Here is a 22,083-nt window from a genome sequence, read left to right on the forward strand (position 1 = left end):
GGTTCGTGGAGCGGATACCGTTTTTTTACGTCCGTTGCTTTATTGCTGCGCTGCGCCTGTCCGATCCTGTCTGCGCAAAGCGAAGCTCAGGGTCAAGGCTTGCGCAGGTTGTTCAGCAACTCGTGGGTCGGGTAGCCATCTGCTGGCCAGCCAAACGATTGCTGAGCGCTGCGTATCGCTTTGCGCGTATTGGCGCCGATGATCCCGTCTGGCGCGCCTGCGTCGTATTGGCGTGCCGAGAGCAGGGTTTGCAGTTCGATACGCTCAGAGCGGCTTAACGGCAGGTCGCCGCGTGGCCAACTGCCCACTACATAGCCTGCGCCCTTGAAGCGGTCCGACAGCAGACTGATTGCCAGCGCGTAGGAGGTCGAATTGTTGTACTTGAGGATCGCCCGGAAGTTATCCAGTACCAGGAACGCCGGGCCACGGTAACCAGCTGGCAGCAGCAGCGCCGCCTGTTGCTGACTGGCCGCAACCGGAATGGCTGAACCGTCGGGTTGTTTCAGACCCAGTTGCTGCCACTCGGCCAGGCTCTTGCGCGTCGTCGAATCGGCGAGGGCATAATCGAAACCGGTGCTCAAGACAACCTCGAAACCCCACGGCTGACCGCGTTGCCAGCCGGAGCTTTGCAGGTAATGCGCGGTGGAGGCGAGTGCATCGGCGGGAGTGTTCCAGATGTCGCGGCGACCGTCGCCATCGAAGTCGACGGCGTGGGTGTTGTAGGTGGTCGGTATGAATTGGGTCTGGCCCATGGCGCCTGCCCAGGAGCCGAGCATCTTGTCTGATGTGATATCGCCGTGCTGCAGGATCTCCAGCGCCGCGAGCAACTGGCTTTGCGCAAAGCCCGGACGGCGGCCTTCGTACGCCAGCGTGGCCAGTGAGCGAATGACTGACTGCGATCCCTGCATCTGACCGAAGTTGCTCTCCATGCCCCACACCGCGACCAGCGTCTGACGATCAACCCCGTATTGCTGTTCGATCTTCTGCAGATCATCAGCGTACTGTGATAACAACGCCTGACCCTTGCGTACGCGAGCGGCTGAGATCGCCCCATCGAGGTATTCCCACACCGGGCGGCTGAACTCTGGCTGGCTGCGGTCGGCTTTCACCACGCTCATGTCTGGCGTGACGCCGGCAAACGCCTGATCGAAGACGTCGGCGCGAATCCCGGCCTTGAGGGCCTGAGCACGAAAACCGGCTTGCCATTCCGGAAAGCTGACGGCGGGCTGGATGGTCAGGGAATCATCGACAACCAAGGCGGGTGTAGGCGCTACGGCTGGGGTGGCTGTCTGAGCTTTGCTGGCTTGGAGAGGCGTGGCATCGGCTGCAGTGGGTTTTTCTGCGCAAGCTACCAAAGCGATGAGGCTGGAGGCGGCGATGAGTTGGCGCAACTGCGGGCGATGGGTAAAACAAGAAGGCATGCTTGAGTCCAAGGGTATTACCGTTAGGTGCAGACCATAACACGGCTAAGCGTTAGAAAGCGCTTCGGAGATGTTGCTTGATATCAGGCGGCTATAACGGAAGAAGCCTCCCAGCTTTTAGACTGGAAGGCTTCGCGGCGGTAGCTGCCTTTGCCCTTGGCGGGTTGTTCCTGTCGACTGCGGAACAATGGTTGGGCAATGATGGATTTGGCCTTGTTCGGCCGCTTTGACTTGCTCATGGCGGATGCTCCTGAATGGGTGACAAGTTGCGCCGAGAATCATCGGACAGGGCAGGACGTCTGTCCAATAGTTGTGTGCTATGAAGCCGTAACGCAGAGACTTGGGACTGCTGCCCTGATGCTGCGTGCAGGCCCGTGAGAGCGGACTTGTCCGCGAAGGTCTTATTGCCATCTATGCATCGGGCGCAGGGATTTTTTTCGCGGACGAGTCCGCTCCCACGGATGGCAGTTCTCTGGCGGTGGCTTAACGGTCCGCAGATGTTGTCCAGCCGTATGGCTGAAGCTTCAATGCGCAACAGATATAGCGCATGGGGATTTCGAAAAAGAGCTGAAAGAATATGTCTGACACGGACTTACTCCGCTGGTAACGGCAGGCGTTGTCCGGCCATCAACAATGCGAGGCGGCTCAGGCTGCTCCATGGCGAGCCGGCGGCCTGGCCCTTGATTTGCGCATCGATGCGTTGCGCGTCCATGAGCAGTTGGCTCCAGCGCTTTGCCGAATGGCGTTGCAGGGCTTTGCTCATCAGCGGTTTGCGTTTGTCCCAGACCGGCGGGCGGGCCGAGCTGAAGATCTTGTCCAGTGGCACACCCTGACTGAACTGGAGGGACATGTTGGCCAGCGCGCGCAGTTCGCGAGTCAGCGCCCAGAGGATCACCGGCGTTTCCACACCCTCTCCTCGAAGGCCTTCCAGCATGCGCAAGGCGTGTGCCGCTTCGCCGTTGAGCACCGCGTCAGTCAGGCCGAACACGTCGAAGCGTGCGCTATCGGCCACTGCGGCCTGCACGGTTTCGACGGTGATCTGCCCGTCTTCGGCCATCAGCTTGAGCTTTTCGATTTCCTGCGCCGCTGCCAGCAGATTGCCTTCGACGCGTGCGGCGATCAATTCGACCGCATCCTGCGTGGCGGCCAGACCTGCCTGTGACAGGCGCTGACGAATCCATTGCGGCAACTGGCCGATGTCCACCGGCCAGATCTGTACGAACTGGGTCTGTGCGCCTTCGACCAGGGCTTTGCCCCATTTGGTTTTCTGCGCACTGCCGTCGAGTTTGGGCAGGCTGATCAGCAGCAGCGTGTCTTCGGCCGGCCGTGCGCAGTATTCCATCAGCGCGGCAGCGCCCTTGTCGCCGGGTTTGCCGGACGGCAGGCGCAGTTCCAGCAGGCGACGCTCGGCAAACAGCGACATGCTGGCACCGGCCTGCAGCAGCGTGCCCCAGTCAAAGCTGGCGTCGGCGCTGAAAACCTGGCGTTCGTCGAAACCTTGCTGGCGGGCAGCGGCGCGAATGGCGTCGGCGGCTTCCTGGCAAAGCAGCGGGTCGTCGCCACTGATCACATAGACCGGCGCGAGTGTGCCTTGCAGGTGTTTGGCGAGTTGGGCGGGGGCGAGTTTCATCGTCAGAGAATGCCGGGGCCGGCAAACCGGCCCCCGGACACTTACCTGCTCGGGATTTCGACAGGCGACTGTTGAGGCGTTTGATCACGAATACGCTGGGCAGCCTCCAGAGCGTCGGCTTCGGCCTTGGCAACGGCGTCGGCTTTGGCTTGCAGTTCGTCCAGACGGGACGGCGTCAATTGCTGCAGACGCGCCATCATCTTCTGAATCAGCTCGTTGCGCATTTCCTGACGAACCTGAGCCGCTTCCTGATCGGAGCCTGTCAGGTTGTTGCCGTCGTGAACGTAGGAGCGGTCCACACTGACCTTGTCACCGAGCAGGAAGCGATCCTTCTCACCGTGGATTTCATAGTTGAGCGTGTTGGTCAGTTGGTATTCGGAAGAACGACCGGAGCCCGAGAAGCTCACGTTACGTTGAGTTTCGGCCTCGTTGACCAGCACCAGCTTGTAAGGTGCGCCGGTGTAGACCTTGACGCCCGAGCTGGTCAGCACACGATTGAGCTGGGTGACGGTTTCGCCGTAGGCGTTGCGGGCGCTGACGTCCAGCTCCTTGAGTGCCAGTTCGGTGGTGCCGGTGCCGCGCAAATGGAAGCCACAGGCGCTCAGCAGAACGGCAAGGCCCATCACCAGCAAATTGCGTTTGATCATCTTGATGCTCCCCTTGAATCCGTATGGGCCGACTTCGCGTCCCTTGGAAATATGTTCGGCGCCCGCAGTACCGGGCGCCCGATCTCATCAGCTTGCGACGATATTGACCAGTTTTCCTGGCACGACGATGACCTTGCGGATCGTCAGGCCATCAATAAAGCGCAGCACGTTGTCGTTGACCCGCGCCGCCGCTTCGACTTCTTCGCGGCTGGCGCTGGCAGGCATTTCAAGATGACCGCGCAGTTTGCCGTTGACCTGAATCACCAGTTGCAGACTGTCCTGCACCAGCGCGCTTTCATCCAGAGTTGGCCACCCTGCATCAATGACTGGCGTGTCGTGGCCCAGTTCCTTCCACAGTTCGTGGCTGATGTGCGGCGTGATCGGAGCGAGCAGCAGGGTGACGGTTTCCAGTCCTTCCTGAAGCAGAGCGCGGTCCTGTGCGGTGACCTGCGGGACTTTCTCCAGCACGTTCATCAGCGTCATCACCTGGGCGATGGCGGTGTTGAATTTCTGGTTCTGGCCAATATCCTGACCTGCCTGCCTGATCGCCTGATGGATCGAGCGGCGGATGGCCTTCTGCTCGTCGCTCAGCGCGGCGAGATCGGCCTTGCCTGCCGCACCCTGTGCCACATGGGCCTGGGCCAGACGCCATACGCGGCGCAGGAAGCGGCTCGAGCCTTCGACGCCGGAGTCGGACCATTCCAGGCTCATGTCAGGCGGCGAGGCGAACATCATGAACAGACGGCAGGTGTCTGCACCGTATTGATCGATCATGGTCTGTGGGTCGATGCCATTTTTCTTCGACTTCGACATCTTTTCGGTGCCACCGATTTCAACCGGCAGCCCGTCGCTGGTCAGTCGGGCACTGATTACCTTGGCCTTGCCATCGCGCTCCAGGGTCACGTCGGCCGGGTTGATCCAGGTCTTCTTGCCGTTGGCTTCCATGCGGAAGTAGGTTTCGGCGTTGACCATGCCCTGAGTCAGCAGGTTCTTGAACGGCTCGTTCGATGTCACCAGCCCTTCGTCGCGCATCAGCTTGTGGAAGAAGCGCGCATAGAGCAAGTGCAGGATCGCGTGTTCGATACCGCCGATGTACTGATCCACCGGCAACCAGTGGTTGGCGGCATTCGGCTCGACCAGGCCACCTTCGTAATGCGGAGAGGCATAACGGGCGTAGTACCAGGACGACTCGACGAAGGTGTCCATGGTGTCGGTTTCGCGCTTGGCCGGTGCGCCGCATTTCGGGCAACTGCACTCGTAGAACTCGGGCATGCGCGCCAGCGGTGAACCCGCGCCGTCAGGCACGACGTCTTCCGGCAACACGACCGGCAACTGGTCCTCGGGAACCGGCACGTCGCCGCAAGTATCGCAATGCACGATCGGGATCGGACAGCCCCAGTAGCGCTGGCGGCTGATGCCCCAGTCGCGCAGGCGGAACTGGGTGCGCGACTGGCCAAGCGACTTCTTGACCAGCGCCGCTTCGATGGCGTCGAACGCGGCCGCGAAATCCAGGCCGTCGAACTCGCCGGAATTGATCAACTGGCCGTGCTCGCCATACGCTTCCTGCCACGGTGCCGGCGTTTCGTCGCCCGCGCTGGTGCGCACCACAGCCTTGATCGGCAGGTGGTATTTGGTTGCGAATTCAAAATCGCGCTCGTCGTGCGCCGGGACCGCCATGACAGCGCCATCGCCGTAATGCATCAGCACGTAGTTGGCGACCCACACCGGCAACTTCTCGCCGGTCAGCGGATGTTCGACGAACAGCGAGGTCGGCAGCCCTTTCTTTTCTTGGGTCGCGACGTCGGCTTCGGCAACGCTGCCGCCTTTGCATTCGTCGATGAAGGCTTGCAACTGAGCGTCGGATTGCGCCGCCAGAGTGGCCAGCGGATGTTCGGCCGCCACGGCGACGTAGGTTGCGCCCATCAGGGTGTCAGGACGGGTGGTGAAGACTTTCAGCGTGCCGGCTTCGCCGATGCTGGTCTGATCGTACGGGAACTGCACTTCCATGCCGCGGGATTTGCCGATCCAGTTGCGCTGCATGGTCTTGACCTGTTCAGGCCAGCCCGGCAGTTCGTCGAGGCTCTCCAGCAGCTCATCCGCGTAGGCGGTGATCTTGAAGTAGTACATCGGGATTTCGCGCTTCTCGATCAGCGCGCCCGAACGCCAGCCACGGCCGTCGATGACCTGTTCGTTGGCCAGTACGGTCTGATCGATCGGGTCCCAGTTCACCGTGCCGTTCTTGCGGTAGATCACGCCTTTTTCGAACAGGCGGGTGAACAGCCACTGTTCCCAGCGATAGTAATCGGGCTTGCAGGTGGTGATTTCGCGGGACCAGTCGATTGCCAGACCCAGGCTCTTGAGCTGGGTCTTCATGTAATCGATGTTTTCGTAGGTCCACTTGGCCGGTGCGACGTTGTTGTCGATCGCGGCGTTTTCCGCAGGCATGCCGAAGGCGTCCCAGCCCAGTGGCTGCAGAACGTTCTTGCCCAGCATGCGCTGATAGCGGGAGATCACGTCACCAATGGTGTAGTTGCGCACGTGACCCATGTGCAGCTTGCCGCTGGGGTAAGGGAACATCGACAGGCAGTAGTACGTTTCCTTGCCTGGCTGCTCACTGACTTCAAAAGACTTTTGCTCTTCCCAGAAGGTCTGGGCGGCGGCTTCGATTTCGCGGGGCTGATAGAGTTCGTGCATGGCTACTTTTGACTAAAGATTAGTGACCCTTGACCTCTTCATTGCTTCGCCGAGTCAGGTCTGCGCCGCTTGCCGGACAATTGCAACTGTCTGTGCGGTGCGTACAGGCTCAAGAGAGCGGAAGTGGAATGGCAGGAAGCGTCGTAGCATACATGAGCGCCGTCTATCGAGGGAGTCCTGATTGCTATGCCGGGCTGCCGGAGCCCCGTCCAACCGCCGCCTCTGGCCGTTGGTCGCAGTTTTGCGCCGGTTTCGGCAGCAGCGCTAAGCTCAATTTCGAGGGTATGTTCTATCTTCGATGAGGTGAGCGGATGACAGAGTTGCAGCACACAGTAAGCACTCATGAGCTGTATGAACGTTTGATTGATCGTCTCGGGCTTGCTCTTGAAATGGCGAGCACCGCGGTTCGACTCCGAAACGAGTCGCCCGCCGTACTTGAGCTCAAAGGGTTGAGCAGTGCCGAGTTCGAGCTGATCGAGGCCTACCTTGAAAAAGGCGTGATGGCGGCAAACGGGGCTGTTAAGGGTTACTCAAAGGGCAGTTTCACGGTATTTCCGGAGCAGACCATTTCGACCAGGGCGCCTAAACAATCAGCCACTATCATCTGGCTGAAAGACAGAAAGCGAGCCAGGTCATCGATCAGGTCAGGCCGCAACAACTGATACGACCTTCAGGCGTCACCCCGGCAGGCTGCGGGCCTGCTTCATAAGCATTGTTGCTTAGCGTCAAACATTCTAGGCTTCGGGCATCTCTGGAGATGTCCTATGCCTTTGCGTTACCTGCTCAAAACCCTTGTGCTGCCTCCCGGTGTTCTCTTCCTGTTGCTGATCCTGGCCTGGTGGCTGCGGCGCTCAAGGCCGCGTCTGGCTGCGCTGTCGTTCGTGGTCGGGCTGGGTGGCTTGTGGTTGATGAGCCTGCCGGTTGTCGTGGAGTGGGCGGCGCGCCGGATGGAGCAGGTCGCGCCGCTGCCGCAGGCGCAGTGGGCGACGCTCGCACAGCAGGCCGATGCGATCGTGGTGCTGGGCAATGGACGCGAACGTCACTCGCCCACCTGGGACGCGGATGTTCCGACCGGCATCGGCCTTGAGCGGTTGCGTCTGGCGGCGCGGCTTTCGAAGGCCTCCGGTTTACCGGTGCTGACCACTGGCGGCCTGCATTTCGACGAACCGCCGAGTGAGGCGTCGATCATGGCGCAGTCGCTGCGGGACGACTTCGGCGTCAGCGTGCGCTGGCAGGAAGGCTTGAGCCGCACCACGTGGGAAAACGCCACGATGACCGCCGCGATTCTGCAGCCTTTGGGCATTAAACGGGTGGTGCTGGTGACGCAGGCCTGGCATATGCCGAGGACGCGCTGGAGTTTCGAAAAGGCGGGTTTCACTGCGGTGGCCGCGCCGGTTGGATTCCTCGGAGTGGACAACGCACGGCCTTTTGGCGGCTGGCTGCCGGAGAGCCGGGCATTTACCCAGAGCGGGCTACTGCTGAACGAAGCGATGGGTTCGCTGGTTTATCCGTGGATCTATCGTTGAGCCGCTATCAGAGCAATCCCGCCCGCGGGATTGCTCTGAATACCGGTCAGACTGTCTTGGCGATACGCGCTGCCAGCAATGCCCAGCCAAACAGCAGCAGGCAGACAATCGCCAGTGGCCATGAGCGCCAGTGCAGGTAAGGTGTCAGGCCCTGCATCGGCACCACGTCGCCATACAGCACGCCGCGCTCGAATTGCGGGATCTGCACGGTGATCTTGCCGAACGGGTCGATCAGCCCGGTCACGCCGTTGTTGGTGGCGCGGATCATCCAGCGTCCGGCCTCGAGTGCTCGCATCTGGGCCATCTGCAAATGCTGGAGTGGGCCGATGGAGGTGCCGAACCAGGTGTCATTACTGACCGTCAGCAGCAGATCGCTCTTGGCTGACAGGCCGGCAGCGAACTCGGGGTAGACCACTTCGTAGCAAATGAACGGCGCGATGTGGTAACCCTTGGCCTGCAACAGTGCCTGATCATCCGGGCCTCTGGCGAAGTCGGACATCGGCAGGTCGAAGAACGCGATCAGGCCACGCAACACGTCCTGCAACGGCACGTATTCACCGAACGGCACGAGCTTCTGCTTGTAATAGGTGCCATCGCCCTGGCCCGTCACGGTGATGCCGTTGTAATAACGGTATTCGCCGCGTCCGGTCAGTTCGCGTACCGGCACGCCGGTAATCAGCGCCGCGCCCCGGTCGGACGCAAAGCGGCCCATCATCGACAGGTAACCTTCCGCGCTTTCCTTGAGCACCGGCACGGCGGTTTCCGGCCAGACGATCAGGTCCGCCTGCTGCGATCTGAACGTCATGTCGCGATACAGCGCCAACTGATCATTCAGTTTCTGCGGGTCCCACTTCATGCTTTGCTCGACGTTGCCCTGCATGGTGACCACTTTCAGTGGCGTGCCCGATGGCGATGTCCAGGCATGGCCCTTGAGCGCCAGCCCTGCGATCCAGGGTGCCAGCAACAGCACGACGCCAGCGGCCAGAAACGACTTGCGCGCCCGCAAGCGGTGCAGGTTGCACAGCAATGCGGCAGTCAGACCCAGCGCAAAGGAGATCAGCCAGACACCGCCCACCGGAGCGAGGCCGGCCAGTGGGCCGTCAAGCTGGCTGTAACCGGAGTACAGCCACGGAAAGCCGGTAAGGAACCAGCCACGGAACGCTTCCTGGCCCAGCCAGAGTGCGGCGAATGCCAGGGCGTCGGCCAGCGGCGCTTCGTTGCGCCTCAGCCAGCGTGCCCACACCCAGGCGGGGAGGGCGAAGAACAGCGCAATGGCGGCAATGAACAGCAGCATCAGCAGACCCGCCAGCAGCACCGAAGCGCCACCGTAGGTATGAATGCTCACGTAAATCCAGCTGGTGCCGGCACCGAACAGACCGAAGCCATAGCACCAGCCGCGCGCCAGTGCCTGGCGCGGACTCAGTTCCCGCAGGCCCAGGTAAAACACTGCGACCGCCACCAGGATCAATGGCCAGAGGTCGAACGGCGCCAATGCCAGGGTCGTGAGTCCGCCAGCGGCCACGGCCAGCAGGTTGCCGGGCCAGCCGGGACGCGTAATCCAGCGCATGTAGATTCCTTAAAACAGCATCGGAGTGGTTACGGGCGTGAGATCGGGCTCAGGCGCAGCAAGTGGATGCGGCGGCTGTCTGCACTCAGGATGCGGAAACGGTAGGCACCGATTTCGGTGATCTCGTTGCGCTTGGGCAGGTGACCGAACGCGTTCATCACCAGACCGCCGACCGTGTCGAATTCCTCGTCGGAAAACTCGCTGTCGAAGAATTCGTTGAAGTTCTCGATCGGTGTCAGGGCCTTGACCAGGAAGTCACCGCTGGGCAGCGGCTTGATGAAACTGTCTTCTTCGACATCATGCTCGTCTTCGATGTCGCCGACGATTTGCTCCAGTACGTCTTCAATCGTCACCAGACCCGCCACGCCGCCGTATTCGTCGATGACGATAGCCATGTGGTTATGGTTGGCGCGAAACTCACGCAGCAGCACGTTCAGGCGCTTGGACTCCGGCACGAAGGTCGCCGGGCGCAGCAGTTTTTTCACGTCATCACTGTCGCCGTCGGGCTTGAGGATCAGCGGCAGCAGGTCCTTGGCCAACAGCACGCCGAGCACGTCGTCGTGGCTTTCGCCGATGACCGGGTAGCGTGAGTGCGCGGCGTCGATGACGGCAGGGAGAAATTCGCGGGGTGTCTGGGTGGCCTTGATGCTGATCATCTGCGAGCGCGGCACCATGATGTCGCGTACTTGCAGGTCGGCAACCTGAATGGCTCCCTCGACGATGGCCAGCGCTTCGCTGTCCAGCAGTTTGTTCTGGTGGGCTTCGCGCAGCAGCTCCAGCAGCTCCTGGCGGTTTTTCGGCTCATGGACAAAAGCCTGGGTCAGTTTACCCAGCCATGACTTTTGTCCGTTGCTCGATCGGTCTTCGCTCATAGCCCTTACTCGTGGTCCTTGCTTGGTAGATCTGAATGTTGAGGTTCTGTGTCGTCGTCGGCATAAGGGTCGGGGTAGCCCAACTCATCAAGCAACGTTCGTTCCAGCGCTTCCATCTCTTCGGCTTCTTCATCGTCGATGTGGTCGTAACCCAGCAGATGAAGGCAGCCATGAATGACCATGTGCGCCCAGTGGGCTTCCACGGCCTTATTCTGTTCACCTGCCTCGCGATTCACCACCGGGACGCAGATGACCAGATCGCCCAGCAGCGGAATGTCCAGCATGTCGTCCGGTACGTCAGCCGGGAACGACAACACGTTGGTGGCGTAATCCTTGTGCCGCCAGGTGCGGTTCAGCTCGCGTCCTTCTGCCTCGTCGACCAGTCTGATGGTCAATTCGGAATCCGCACTGCGCTGGCGCAGGCCCATTTCACACCAGAGGCGGAACTGGGCTTCGCTCGGAGCGGCGGTTTCGCTTGCAACTTGCAGGTCCAGCTCAAGCATCGCGGTTCTTGTCCCGTGAGTAACTGTTGCTGCTCGACGAGCCATCGCTGAAACGATCATCAAAGCGCTCGTACGCTTCGACGATCCGCTGCACCAACGGATGGCGAACCACGTCCTTGGGCTTGAAGTGCGTGAAGCTGATGCCCGGCACGTCCTTGAGCACATCGATGACATGCGTCAGGCCCGACTTGGTGCCCTTGGGCAGGTCGACCTGGGTGATGTCGCCGGTGATCACGGCGGTGGAGCCGAAGCCGATACGGGTCAGGAACATCTTCATCTGCTCGACGGTGGTGTTCTGACTTTCGTCGAGAATGATGAAGCTGTTATTAAGGGTGCGGCCGCGCATGTAAGCCAGCGGTGCAACTTCAATGACTTGTTTCTCGATCAGCTTGGCGACCACTTCGAAGCCGAGCATCTCATACAGCGCGTCGTACAGCGGGCGCAGATACGGGTCGATCTTCTGCGCCAGGTCGCCAGGCAGGAAGCCGAGTTTTTCACCCGCTTCCACGGCCGGGCGCACCAGCAGGATGCGGCGGATCTGCTCGCGTTCCAGCGCATCCACCGCACAGGCAACGGCAAGATAGGTCTTGCCGGTGCCGGCCGGGCCAATGCCGAAATTGATGTCGTTGCCGAGGATTTCTTTGACGTAGCGCTGCTGATTGATACCGCGTGGGCGAATCATGCCCTTCTTGGTGCGCAGCGCAACGCCGACTTCGGCGGCGGGGTGGTTGTCCAGGCCTTCAACGCCCGATTCCTGCAGGAACAGGTGGACCATGTCCGGCGTCAGGTCCGTACCTTTGGTTTCCCGGTACAGACGGCGCAGCAGATTTTCGGCCGAGGTGGTTTGTCTGGACTCGCCAATGAGCTCGAATTGATTGCCGCGATTGCGGATCTCGATATCCAGGCGTTGTTCGATCAAGCGCAGATGCTCGTCGAGTTGCCCGCACAAGTTGGCGAAACGATGGGCCTCGAAAGGCTCGAGGGTGAAGCGATGAGGTTCTATGGGTGCGTTCAAGGTCTTTTAATGGCCGTCCGGCGGCAATTGAGATGTATTGAAGAATACCCCTAGCGGTGGTCAGGCGAAAGCTTTGCCTTCTGCGTAGAGGATTCACCGTGCTCAATGGTAGGGACCGCACGGAAACGAATTCATTCGGCCATTCGTTTCCGTGACGGGGCGCAAGGCTTATTGAAGCAGAGATCCGCGCAGGGAATGAGGCTGTGCGTCATCGATGTGCACATCGGCGAACTGACCGATCAGCTTGGGGTTGTCACAACGGAAGTTGACGATCCGGTTGTTCTCGGTCCGGCCCTGCAGCTCGCCCGGGTCCTTTTTGGAATAATCGGTCACCAGAATCCGCTGCGTGCTGCCGACCATCTGTCGGCTGATTTCGAAGCCCTGCTGATTGAGGCGATGTTGCAGCGCGGCCAGGCGTTCCTTTTTCAGTGCTTCCGGCGTGTCGTCCTTAAGGTCGGCGGCCGGTGTGCCGGGGCGCGGGCTGTAGACGAACGAGAACGAGAAATCGAACCCGACGTCTTCGATCAGCTTCATGGTGTTGTCGAAATCCTTCTCGGTTTCGCCCGGGAAGCCGACGATGAAGTCGGAGCTGATGCAGATGCCCGGCACGGCGGCCTTGAGCTTGCGCAGCTTGGACTTGTATTCCAGCGTGGTGTGGTTGCGCTTCATCGCCGCCAGAATACGGTCCGAGCCCGACTGCACCGGCAAATGCAGGTGTTTGACCAGTTCCGGCACTTCGGCGTGAGCCTGAATCAGACTGTCGGAGAACTCCAGCGGGTGTGACGTGGTGTAGCGAATGCGGTCGATGCCATCGACTGCGGCCACCACGCGGATCAGGTCGGCCAGGTCGGCCACGCGCCCGTCATGCATCACGCCGCGATAACCGTTGACGTTCTGACCGAGCAGGGTGACTTCGCGCACGCCGTTTTCCGCCAGATGGATGACTTCGGTCAGTACATCATCGAACGGTCGGCTGACCTCTTCGCCACGGGTATAAGGCACCACGCAGAACGTGCAGTACTTGCTGCAGCCTTCCATCACCGACACATAAGCGCTCGGGCCATCGACGCGCGGCTCGGGCAGGTGGTCGAACTTTTCGATTTCCGGAAACGACACATCGACCTGCGGCAGGCGCGTGATGCGTGCGGCGTCGATCATTTCCGGCAGGCGGTGCAGAGTCTGAGGGCCGAAGACCACGTCCACGTAGGGCGCGCGGTCGCGAATGGCCGCGCCTTCCTGGCTGGCCACGCAACCGCCCACGGCGATGACCATTTCCGGGTTGGCCAGTTTCAGTTCACGCCAGCGGCCCAGTTGCGAGTACACCCGATCCTGGGCGCGTTCGCGAATCGAGCAGGTGTTGAGCAGGATCACGTCGGCGTCTTCCGCGCGGGCGGTGACTTCCAGGGCCTGATGTTCGCCCAGCAGGTCGACCATGCGCGAGCTGTCGTACTCGTTCATCTGGCAACCGTGGGTTTCAATATAAAGCTTCTTGGCCATTCGTGATCATCAGCTGATTCAAAGAACCGCGCATTATAGGGGCGAAGTGCTTGGGTTCCTAGGGGCCATCCGACGGGCATGCTATAGTGCGTGCCCTTTTTTCATCCTCGAATCGTTTACCGGCCAACCATGACCAAACGCGAAGCTCCAATCTACAAGGTGATTTTTCTCAACCAGGGCCAGGTGTTCGAAATGTACGCCAAGCAGATCTATCAAAGTGATCTGTGGGGGTTTCTGGAAGTGGAAGAATTCGTCTTCGGCGAGCGCACGACCGTCGTAGTGGACCCGAGCGAAGAGAAGCTCAAGGCCCAGTTCGAAGGCGTGGTGCGCAGTTTCGTGCCGATGCATTCCATCGTGCGTATCGATGAGGTCGAGCGCATGGGCACGCCGAAGATCAGCGAAGCGCGGGGCAGCAGCAACGTGATGCCGTTTCCCATGCCGATGCCGGAAAAGTAGCCAGAAAGGATTTGGAGCCGTTGCCCTGGCGAAAGATGCTCAGGGCAGTGGAGAGAACGGGCTGCGACCTTCGGCCGTCTGCAGCTCCATCAGGTACTTGCGGAAAATCTGGCCCAGCACCTGGGTGGCGACTTCCAGCTCGTCGCGTTTCATTTTTGCCGACACTTCGTCCGCTGCGTCGAGCGCGTCTTCCGAACCGTTGACCGCCGCCATCTTCAGCACGATATAGGCCTGGATGTTGTTGGCCTGTACGCCTTCACCGCGACTGAACATCAGCCCTAACTGGTACTGCGCCTGCGCATGACCCTGCAACGAAGCCTGCTCGAAATAGCTGAGCGCCTGAGCCAGGTCGCGAGGCGCATTCTTGCCTTCGTAATAGAACTCACCCAACTCGTATTGCGCCTGTGCATCCCCGGACTGAGCGGCCTGCTGGCAGGCGGACAGCGCAGCGGGCAGGTTCTCTGGCTGAGTATTGAGGGTGCAACGACCCATCGCTGGGATTAACAACGAGTTGCTGCCGGCAGTAGCCAGCAGGGGATAGACAAGCAACAGGCAGCCCAATGCAAGGGTGCGGCCGGTGCGGTTCATGGAAGTCGACTTACCTCTGAAAAAGGTGCGGGCGTGCCCGACCAGCTAAACGTGCTGGCTGCGCATTATGAAATAAGCAGAGCCAACCTTACAAAGTCTTTACGGATTTTCTGCTGCACGGCCTCTAAAACCTTTCGTTTACAAGGTAAAGACCCTGAAGCACGACAGTCGCTTCCCGTGTTCACGTCAATCGCCTAGCAGTGTAGAAGCTAATTGGGCAGACAACGTTCCGTTTCATTCATCAAGATCAGGTGTGCCGGCGAAACCTCGCCTGCACGCCTGGCCCGGATCCGCTTATTTAAGCGCCGCGAAGGCTTTCTCGGCGGCGTCCAGCGTCAGTTTCAACTCGGTTTCGCCGTGTGCGATGGACGTGAAGCCGGCTTCGAAGGCACTTGGCGCCAGGTACACACCGCCTTCAAGCATCAGGTGGAAGAAACGCTTGAAGCGCTCGGCGTCGCTGGTCATCACGTCCTGGAAGGTGACGATCTCTTTCGCATCGCTGAAATACAGACCAAACATGCCGCCCGCCTGAGTCGTCACGAACGCGATGCCTGCGGCGTCGGCGAGCTGCTGCAAACCTTCGAGCAGACGACGGGTGTAATGGCTCAGCTCATCGTGAAAACCCGGACGGCTGATCAGGCGCAGGGTTGTCAGGCCGGCAGCCATCGCCAGCGGGTTACCCGACAGTGTGCCCGCCTGATAGACCGGGCCGAGCGGGGCGATGTGCGACATGATTTCGCGCTTGCCGCCGAAGCAGCCGACCGGCATGCCGCCGCCGATGATCTTGCCGAACGTGCTCAGGTCAGGCGTCACGCCGTAATACGCCTGGGCACCGCCGAGTGCCACGCGGAAACCGGTCATGACTTCGTCGAAAATCAGCACCACGCCGTGCTCGTCGCACAGGTCGCGCAGGCCTTGCAGATAGCCCGGCGCTGGCGGTACGCAGTTCATGTTGCCCGCTACAGGCTCGACGATGATGCAGGCCACTTCCTGACCCACTTGCGCCAGCATTTCACGCACTGCTTCCAGGTCGTTGAACGGCACCGTCAGCGTGTGTTTGGCGAAAGCCGCCGGCACGCCCGGTGAACTCGGTACGCCCAGGGTCAATGCGCCGGAGCCGGCTTTGACCAGCAGGCTGTCGGAGTGGCCGTGGTAGCAGCCTTCGAACTTGATGATGCTGTCGCGGCCGGTATAGCCACGGGCCAGGCGAATGGCGCTCATGGTGGCTTCGGTGCCGGAGCTGACCATGCGCACCATTTCCATCGAGGGCACCAGCGAGCAGACCAGATCGGCCATCTCGGTTTCCATCGCGGTCGGCGCGCCGTAAGACAGGCCGTGTTCCAGCTGGCTGCGCACGGCATCCAGCACTTCCGGGTGGCTGTGACCGAGAATCATCGGTCCCCAGGATCCCACGTAATCGACGTAACGCTTGTCGTCCTCGTCAGTCACGTAGGCGCCGACAGCGTGCTTGAAGAACAGCGGCGTACCGCCCACGCTCTTGAAAGCGCGAACCGGCGAGTTCACGCCACCGGGAATGTGTTTTTGGGCATTGGCGAACAGTGTTTCGGAACGGGACATGATCGGGTCTCTGCTTTGAAACGGGGAAGTCGGTCTACGCCGGGGTCAGCCGAGGCGAGCAATGAATGCTTTATTGGATTGGCTTGAGCCGGAGAAAGCGCAGGAAACGGCACTATAACAAATGCCGACCGCCTGCCGGATGCACATGTCCGAATTCAGCCAGACTTTTACCCGAGGCTGGAATAAAGTCAGCCCCATGAACACTCTCGACCCAGACATTTGCTACGCCGCGTTTATCGCCAGGGACCGCCGTTTTGACGGCTGGTTTTTCATGGGCGTGTCATCAACCGGTATCTACTGTCGGCCGATGTGTCCGGTGCGCGCGCCGCAGGCCCGTAACTGCAGCTTCTACCGGACCGCGGCGGCGGCCGAGCAGGCAGGGTTTCGTCCTTGCCTGCGTTGCCGTCCGGAACTGGCGCCCGGGCAAGGCTTGCTGGATATGTCCAGCCGACTGGCGCAGGCCGCTGCCAGATTGATCGAAGAAGGTTTTCTGAGCGGCCAGACCCTGGCTGCGCTGGCCGAGCGGGTGGGCGTTACTTCGCGGCACTTGCGACGGATTTTCGAGGCCGAGTTCGGCGTTTCGATGATCGACTTCGCCCAGACGCAACGTTTGCTGATCGCCAAGCGTCTGCTGACCGACACGGGGTTGTCCATGACCCAGGTGGCTCTGGCGGCGGGTTTCGGCAGCGTGCGGCGTTTTAATGATGTTTTTCAGAACCGTTACGGCTTGAATCCGACACGCTTGCGAAAAACGGTGAACAAAGCCGATGACGTGGAGCTGCGTTTCGAACTGTCATACCGACCACCCTTTTCCTGGGCCGGGGTATTGGCCTTCCTCGCGCATCGTTGCATCGCTGGCGTCGAGCAAGTGGGCGACGATGTGTATACGCGGGTGATCGAGGTCGAGCACGCGGGACGTCAGGCCTCCGGCTGGATCAGCGTCATCGATGCACCGCAACGGCATGCGCTGGTCGTGACGATGTCCGTCTCGTTGCAATCGGCGGTCGCGGTGGTGCTCGGGCGGGTACGGCGGGTGTTCGACACCGGTTGTCGGCCCGATCTGGTGGATGCGCACCTTGGGCCGCTGATCGGTGATTTGCAGGGCATGCGTGTTCCTGGTGCGTTCGATGGATTTGAAATCGCCGTGCGGGCGGTGGTCGGCCAGCAGATATCGGTGCTCAATGCCCGCGCCATTCTGGGACGGATCGCTGAGCGATACGGCACGCCGGTGGACGACGCGCCTCACGGGCTGCATCACGCGTTCCCGAGCGCGCAAGTCATCGCCAACCTGCGCGCCGAAGACCTGATCGCTACCGGCCTGATCCGCATTCGCGCCGAGGCGATCATTGCCGTTGCCCAGGAGGTGGCGGCCGGGCGCATCCTGCTTGAACCGCTGGTGCCACTGCAGGAAACGCTGGCGGCGCTGCGGCACATTCGCGGCATCGGCGAATGGACCGTGCAATACATTGCCATGCGTGCGCTGGGCTGGCCCAATGCGTTCCCCGACGGCGATGCGGTGCTGAAAAAACGGCTGGGCTTCACCACCAGCGCGCAACTCAATCAGCATGCCAGCCAATGGGCACCCTGGCGGGCCTATGCGGCCGTGCATGTCTGGCATCAACGTGAGGAGACACCATCATGATTCCCGGCTATCTGCTGTCGAGCCCGCTGGGCGATATCGCGCTGCGCGTCGAGGACGATGCGCTCACGGGCGTTTATTTCATCGGGCAAAAGCATTATCCCGAGCTGGTGATGATGCCCGATGATCCGCATGTCCCAAGCGTGGTGTGGCGAGCCCGGGAGCAACTGACCGAGTTCTTTCGCGGCGAGCGCCGGGTCTTCGATCTGCCACTGCGGATGCGCGGTACACCTTTTCAAGAGCAGGTCTGGCGCGAGCTGGCGCGCATTCCGTATGGGGAAATGATTTCCTACGCAGCGATGGCAAAGCGGATGGGGCTGACTCCTGGTCATTCCCGGGCGGTGGGCACCGCCAACGGCAGAAACCCGATCTGCATTATCGTGCCGTGCCACCGGGTGATTGGCGCAGGTGGCGACCTGACTGGCTACGCGGGCGGCATTGACCGCAAGCGCGCCTTGCTGGCACTGGAAAACGCCACCGGCATGCCGGATTTCGAATTCACGCTGGTGGGGCAGGCTTGAGTCGGGCTCAGCGGTTTTCAGGACTGGCTGTCACGCGTCTGCGCAAGCGACCGGTCGCATCAATCAAGCCGCAAGCCTGATGTTCAGCCAGCGCGAGGCTGGAGCAGGGCCGTGAAGGCCCGTGCACGGCGGGTGACTTCCTGAGTGGTTTCCGCGCCGAACAGCCCATGCACGACCGCCAGAAGGTCGGCGCCGTGTTCCACCAGTTGCGGGGCGTTTTCGAGGGTGATGCCGCCGATGACCGCGATGGGCAGGTGCACATTGGCGCGCACCTGAGCGATGAGGTCCAGCGGCACGGCAGGCGCGTTCGGTTTGGTCTGGGAAGTGAAGAATCGGCCGAACGCCACATAGGTGGCGCCGTCAGCCTTGGCCCGTTCGGCCAGTTCCAGCTTGCCGTGGCAGGTCGCGCCGACAATCGCCTTGTGGCCCAGCAGCGCCCGGGCATCCGGCAGCGAGCCGTCGGTCTGCCCCAGATGTACGCCAACGCCAAGACGAGCTGCCAGTTCCGCGTCATCGTTGATGATCAGCCGGGTCTTGTAGCGCTCACACAGCTTCAGCAATTCGGTCGCTTCGCGCAGGCGGCGCGACTCGTCGGCGGTCTTGTCCCGGTATTGCAACAGCGTTACGCCGCCGTCGAGGGCGGCTTCGACGTAAGACAGGAATTTGCCAGTCAGCAGTTGGCTGTCGGTAATGGCATACAGGCCACGTAGTTTCATGAATCGAGCCTCATGGCGGTGCGTTACGAGCAAAAATCCAGCGGCAGGCGACGTGGGACAAACTGTCCCTTGCCCAGCTGTTCGGCGTCACGCAGCGTTCTCCACGTGTAATCAAGGGCGGATTTCACCGCGCTGACCGTTTCTTCGCCTTGCGCCAGTCGCCCGGCCAGAGCACTGGCCAGCGTGCAGCCAGAGCCGTGATAACTGCCCGGCAGGCGCTCGCAGACAAACGTGTGCGTCTGCCCGTCACGGACATAGAGGCGATTGTGAATCTGCTGCTCGTCGCCATGCCCGCCGGTGATCAGCAGGTAGTGGCAGTAGGGCAGCAGCTTCTCGGCGCATTCGTCGGCTGTGCCTTCAGGCAGTTCGGCGAGGATCCGGGCTTCCGGCAGATTTGGCGTGGCGATCGTCGACAAGGGCAACAACCGCTCGCGCATGGCATAGCCGACTTCGTCCTTGCCCAGCCGTCCGCCACCGCCTGCCCGCAACACCGGGTCGCAGACCATCGGCAGGTGAGGGTTGGCTTGCAACAGTTCGACCACGGTACCGACCATGTCGAGCGAACCGAGCATGCCCAGCTTCACAGCGGCTACGCTGGAGTCATTCAGCACGGCATTGGCTTGGGCCAGAACCCAGTCACGGTCCAGCACGCGGAAATCGCTGACATTGACGGTGTCCTGCACCGTCAGCGCCGTGATGACCGGAGCGGCATGGCAGCCTTGGGCAAGCAGGGCTTCAATATCGGCCTGCATGCCGGCACCGCCACTAGGGTCGTGGCCGGAGAGGCAGAGGACAACGGGGCGGGAGCTATAGATATTCATGGTGCGCGAGCTTATCACTAAACCTTTCCGGGGCCGCCTGCCGATCCCGGTTTTTCTTGTCATCGCACCTGACGAACCGGGCAGTCCCGGTTCATGATTAAATCTGAAAAAAATTCATGTTTGGTCTGGAAAGGCCGAAATAGAGCCATTGCCTTGATTTTTAAAGCGATAGTGCCTTAACGCTATTAGCGGCTATGCTTCAGTGTTCTGAGACACTGCTCAATGGCGTACTCTTCGGGGGCCGCGGGCGGTTGTCGGATATCGGTCACACCTTTTCGCCTGTTTAGACTCATTAGCCTGTTTCAAGGATAGACATTGACAGGGCGTCGCCATCAATGGATGGAGTGGCCGCGACGACCGACCTTGGGGCTTTAATGCGCTATTTGCTAATCATTCTGGCTGTCTGGCTGCCCATGCTGGCTCATGCTGTCGAGTTTGATGAGAACACCCGGTTCCTGCCTCTGGGGCGAGCGATTCAGGTGTTCGAAGACCCGACCGGCAACGCGACGATCGACAGCGTGAGCTCCGAGGCGGGTGTGCGTGAGTTTCGGCCGTTGCAGACCAGCACCTTCAATGCCGGTTATTCGCGTTCGGCTTTCTGGCTGAAAGTGGACCTGCTGTATCGCCCCCGCACCGCCGATCAGCACACTGACTGGTTGCTGGAGCTGGCGTACCCGCCCATGGACCACATCGACTTCTACGCACCCGATGCGGTGGGGCGTCCGACACTGGTCTGGCAGACCGGCGACATGCTGCCGTTCGCCAGCCGCCAGTTCAAACAGAACAATTACCTGTTCCAGCTGGACATGCCACCCGGTCAGACGCGTACGGTATACCTGCGCGTCAAAAGCGAAGGATCGGTTCAGGCGCCGCTCAACCTCTGGTCAACCCATGCGTACCTGGAGGCTCAGCCCGCCCGTATCTACGTGTTCGGCGTAATTTATGGCGTACTGCTCGGGATGCTGGTCTACAACCTGTTCATTCTGGTCAGCGTGCGCGATCCCGATTACCTCTATTACATCCTCTATGTGGCGTCGTTCGGGCTGTATCAGATGTCGATCAACGGAGTGGCCATTGAGTACCTGTGGCCCGACAACCCTTGGTGGGCCAACGCATCGACACCGTTTCTGATGGCCATGGCGACCCTGTTCGCCTGCCAGTTCTCCCGCACCTTCCTCGGCACCCGTTGTCTTGCGCCATGGCTCGACCGGCTGCTGCTGGTGATGGTCGGTGTCGCAGCCGTGGTGATGGGCATTGCCCTGTTTCTCGGTTACGGCCCGGCCCTGCGCTCGGCGACCTATCTGGTTCTGGCGGCAACGCTGGTCATTTACGTAGCTGGCATCGTTGCCGTCTTGAAAGGCGAACGGGTCGGGCGGTATTTCGTGGTGGCCTGGTCGGTCTTCCTGGTCGGCGGGCTGATTTTCAGTCTGATGCTGTTTGGCAAGCTGCCCAATACGTTCCTGACGATGTATGCCTGCCATATCGGGGCCGTGCTGGAAATGGCGTTGCTGTCGATGGCGCTCGCCGATCGGATCAACCATGCCCGTCGGCAGCAGGCACAGACACTGCTGGCCGCCGGCAAGGATCTGGAACGCCTGAACCAGCAACTGGCGACCAGCAACCGCCTCAAGGATGAGTTCCTGGCCACGCTTACCCACGAATTGCGCACGCCCATGAACGGTGTGATCGGTTCGCTGGAGCTGATGCAGACCATGAACATGGGCGACGAGATGGAAATGTATCAACAGACTGCCGCCAGTTCCGCGCAGGACATGATGAGCATGATCAATGGCATCCTGACCCTCACCGAGCTGCAGGCCGGTGTGCTGTATGCCGACTGCGATGCGTTCAACATCGGCGAGCTGTTCAATCAGTTGCATGAGCGTTTCAGTGGCGCAGCGCATTCCAAGGCGCTGGGCCTGACATTCGACATCGACGACAAGCTTCCGCCTGCGGTTCGGGGCGACGCCGCCAAGTTGTACCAGTGCGTCGAGTGCCTGCTGGACAACGCCATCAAGTTCACCCGTGAAGGGGCGATCAAGGTGCGGGTCAGCGGTCTGCCGCAAGACCTGGAGCGCATGCGTCTGCGCATTGAAGTGATGGATACCGGCATCGGTTTCAGCCGTCTGGACGAGGTCAATCTGTATCAGCACTTCTTCCAGATCGATGGTTCGATGACCCGGCAATACGGCGGACTGGGCATCGGACTGGCAATCTGCCGCAAGCTGGTCGAACTGCAGGGCGGCGAGTTGAGCCATCGTTCCGAGCCGGGGCAGGGCAGTTGCTTCACGCTGAACCTGCCGATGTTGATGGCCATTCCCGGAGCGGTGCGCAAGACACCGCAAGTCAAAGCCCACTGGGGTATCTGAGTCGTTCAGAACAAGGCAAAAGC

20 protein-coding genes are annotated in these 22,083 nt (G+C 60.8%); 6 read left to right on the plus strand and 14 right to left on the minus strand.

The annotated features are described in order from the left end of the window. Window positions 1–92: 92 nt before the first annotated feature. From BZK31_RS24840 to leuS, 5 genes are all read right to left on the minus strand, one after another. Window positions 93–1,421 carry a lytic murein transglycosylase gene (locus BZK31_RS24840; RefSeq protein WP_083185914.1) on the minus strand — a complete coding sequence of 443 codons (1,329 nt, stop codon included), beginning with the start codon at window positions 1,419–1,421 and terminating at the stop codon, window positions 93–95. Window positions 1,422–1,504: 83 nt separating this feature from the next. Beyond that, the gene (gene arfA, locus BZK31_RS24845) at window positions 1,505–1,660 is read right to left on the minus strand and encodes an alternative ribosome rescue factor ArfA (protein ID WP_083185915.1); all 156 of its coding nucleotides are present in this window, start codon (window positions 1,658–1,660) and stop codon (window positions 1,505–1,507) included. Between the two features lie 353 nt (window positions 1,661–2,013). After that, window positions 2,014–3,051 (minus strand): DNA polymerase III subunit delta, encoded by a 1,038-nt coding sequence (holA, locus tag BZK31_RS29910; protein ID WP_208617233.1) that lies wholly within the window; start codon window positions 3,049–3,051, stop codon window positions 2,014–2,016. 41 nt (window positions 3,052–3,092) lie between these two features. After that, the gene (locus BZK31_RS24865) at window positions 3,093–3,698 is read right to left on the minus strand and encodes an LPS-assembly lipoprotein LptE (RefSeq protein ID WP_083185917.1); all 606 of its coding nucleotides are present in this window, start codon (window positions 3,696–3,698) and stop codon (window positions 3,093–3,095) included. A gap of 87 nt (window positions 3,699–3,785) precedes the next feature. After that, entirely contained in the window at window positions 3,786–6,392 is a 2,607-nt protein-coding gene (leuS, locus tag BZK31_RS24870; protein ID WP_083185918.1) for a leucine--tRNA ligase, read from the minus strand. 311 nt (window positions 6,393–6,703) lie between these two features. Between leuS and BZK31_RS24875 the strand changes: the two genes are divergently transcribed. Both BZK31_RS24875 and BZK31_RS24880 read left to right on the plus strand, forming a co-directional pair. Then, window positions 6,704–7,054 carry a hypothetical protein gene (locus BZK31_RS24875; protein WP_083185919.1) on the plus strand — a complete coding sequence of 117 codons (351 nt, stop codon included), beginning with the start codon at window positions 6,704–6,706 and terminating at the stop codon, window positions 7,052–7,054. A 102-nt stretch (window positions 7,055–7,156) separates the two neighbouring features. Next, window positions 7,157–7,918 (plus strand): YdcF family protein, encoded by a 762-nt coding sequence (locus tag BZK31_RS24880; RefSeq protein ID WP_083185920.1) that lies wholly within the window; start codon window positions 7,157–7,159, stop codon window positions 7,916–7,918. Between the two features lie 46 nt (window positions 7,919–7,964). Here the strand turns inward: BZK31_RS24880 and lnt are convergent, their stop codons facing one another. The 5 genes from lnt to miaB all read right to left on the minus strand — a co-directional run bounded on the left by lnt (window position 7,965) and on the right by miaB (window position 13,372). Further along, a complete protein-coding gene (lnt, locus tag BZK31_RS24885) occupies window positions 7,965–9,485 on the minus strand; it encodes an apolipoprotein N-acyltransferase (protein WP_083185921.1) in 1,521 nt (506 codons plus the stop codon). Window positions 9,486–9,514: 29 nt separating this feature from the next. After that, complete coding sequence (locus BZK31_RS24890; RefSeq protein ID WP_083185922.1) at window positions 9,515–10,357, minus strand: HlyC/CorC family transporter; 843 nt, start codon at window positions 10,355–10,357, stop codon at window positions 9,515–9,517. Window positions 10,358–10,362: 5 nt separating this feature from the next. Beyond that, on the minus strand, window positions 10,363–10,860 hold the full coding sequence (gene ybeY / locus BZK31_RS24895; RefSeq protein ID WP_083185923.1) for an rRNA maturation RNase YbeY: 498 nt from the start codon (window positions 10,858–10,860) through the stop codon (window positions 10,363–10,365). After that, the gene (locus BZK31_RS24900; RefSeq protein ID WP_083185924.1) at window positions 10,853–11,875 is read right to left on the minus strand and encodes a PhoH family protein; all 1,023 of its coding nucleotides are present in this window, start codon (window positions 11,873–11,875) and stop codon (window positions 10,853–10,855) included. The genes ybeY and BZK31_RS24900 overlap by 8 nt, the downstream gene beginning before the upstream one ends. Before the next feature lie 168 nt (window positions 11,876–12,043). Continuing rightward, window positions 12,044–13,372 carry a tRNA (N6-isopentenyl adenosine(37)-C2)-methylthiotransferase MiaB gene (gene miaB / locus BZK31_RS24905; protein ID WP_083185925.1) on the minus strand — a complete coding sequence of 443 codons (1,329 nt, stop codon included), beginning with the start codon at window positions 13,370–13,372 and terminating at the stop codon, window positions 12,044–12,046. A 129-nt stretch (window positions 13,373–13,501) separates the two neighbouring features. Between miaB and BZK31_RS24910 the strand changes: the two genes are divergently transcribed. Next, window positions 13,502–13,828 (plus strand): DUF1820 family protein, encoded by a 327-nt coding sequence (locus BZK31_RS24910; RefSeq protein WP_003368785.1) that lies wholly within the window; start codon window positions 13,502–13,504, stop codon window positions 13,826–13,828. 39 nt (window positions 13,829–13,867) lie between these two features. Here the strand turns inward: BZK31_RS24910 and BZK31_RS24915 are convergent, their stop codons facing one another. Beyond that, complete coding sequence (locus BZK31_RS24915) at window positions 13,868–14,416, minus strand: tetratricopeptide repeat protein (RefSeq protein ID WP_083185926.1); 549 nt, start codon at window positions 14,414–14,416, stop codon at window positions 13,868–13,870. Window positions 14,417–14,710: 294 nt separating this feature from the next. Continuing rightward, complete coding sequence (hemL, locus tag BZK31_RS24920) at window positions 14,711–15,994, minus strand: glutamate-1-semialdehyde 2,1-aminomutase (protein WP_083185927.1); 1,284 nt, start codon at window positions 15,992–15,994, stop codon at window positions 14,711–14,713. 196 nt (window positions 15,995–16,190) lie between these two features. Between hemL and BZK31_RS24925 the strand changes: the two genes are divergently transcribed. Both BZK31_RS24925 and BZK31_RS24930 read left to right on the plus strand, forming a co-directional pair. Further along, on the plus strand, window positions 16,191–17,636 hold the full coding sequence (locus tag BZK31_RS24925; RefSeq protein WP_083185939.1) for a DNA-3-methyladenine glycosylase 2 family protein: 1,446 nt from the start codon (window positions 16,191–16,193) through the stop codon (window positions 17,634–17,636). Further along, window positions 17,633–18,154 (plus strand): methylated-DNA--[protein]-cysteine S-methyltransferase, encoded by a 522-nt coding sequence (locus BZK31_RS24930; protein WP_083185928.1) that lies wholly within the window; start codon window positions 17,633–17,635, stop codon window positions 18,152–18,154. Before BZK31_RS24925 ends, BZK31_RS24930 begins: the two co-directional genes overlap by 4 nt. An 83-nt stretch (window positions 18,155–18,237) precedes the next feature. On the opposite strand, the gene thiE is transcribed toward BZK31_RS24930, so the two are convergent. Further along, the gene (gene thiE, locus BZK31_RS24935; protein WP_083185929.1) at window positions 18,238–18,870 is read right to left on the minus strand and encodes a thiamine phosphate synthase; all 633 of its coding nucleotides are present in this window, start codon (window positions 18,868–18,870) and stop codon (window positions 18,238–18,240) included. A 23-nt stretch (window positions 18,871–18,893) separates the two neighbouring features. Continuing rightward, window positions 18,894–19,691 carry a hydroxymethylpyrimidine/phosphomethylpyrimidine kinase gene (locus tag BZK31_RS24940; RefSeq protein ID WP_083185930.1) on the minus strand — a complete coding sequence of 266 codons (798 nt, stop codon included), beginning with the start codon at window positions 19,689–19,691 and terminating at the stop codon, window positions 18,894–18,896. A 374-nt stretch (window positions 19,692–20,065) separates the two neighbouring features. Between BZK31_RS24940 and BZK31_RS24945 the strand changes: the two genes are divergently transcribed. Continuing rightward, window positions 20,066–22,060, plus strand: coding sequence for a sensor histidine kinase (locus tag BZK31_RS24945; RefSeq protein ID WP_083185931.1), 1,995 nt, complete (start codon window positions 20,066–20,068; stop codon window positions 22,058–22,060). The last annotated feature ends 23 nt before the right edge of the window (window positions 22,061–22,083 follow it).

The sequence above is a fragment of the Pseudomonas floridensis genome (assembly GCF_002087235.1).
Taxonomy (GTDB): domain Bacteria; phylum Pseudomonadota; class Gammaproteobacteria; order Pseudomonadales; family Pseudomonadaceae; genus Aquipseudomonas; species Aquipseudomonas floridensis.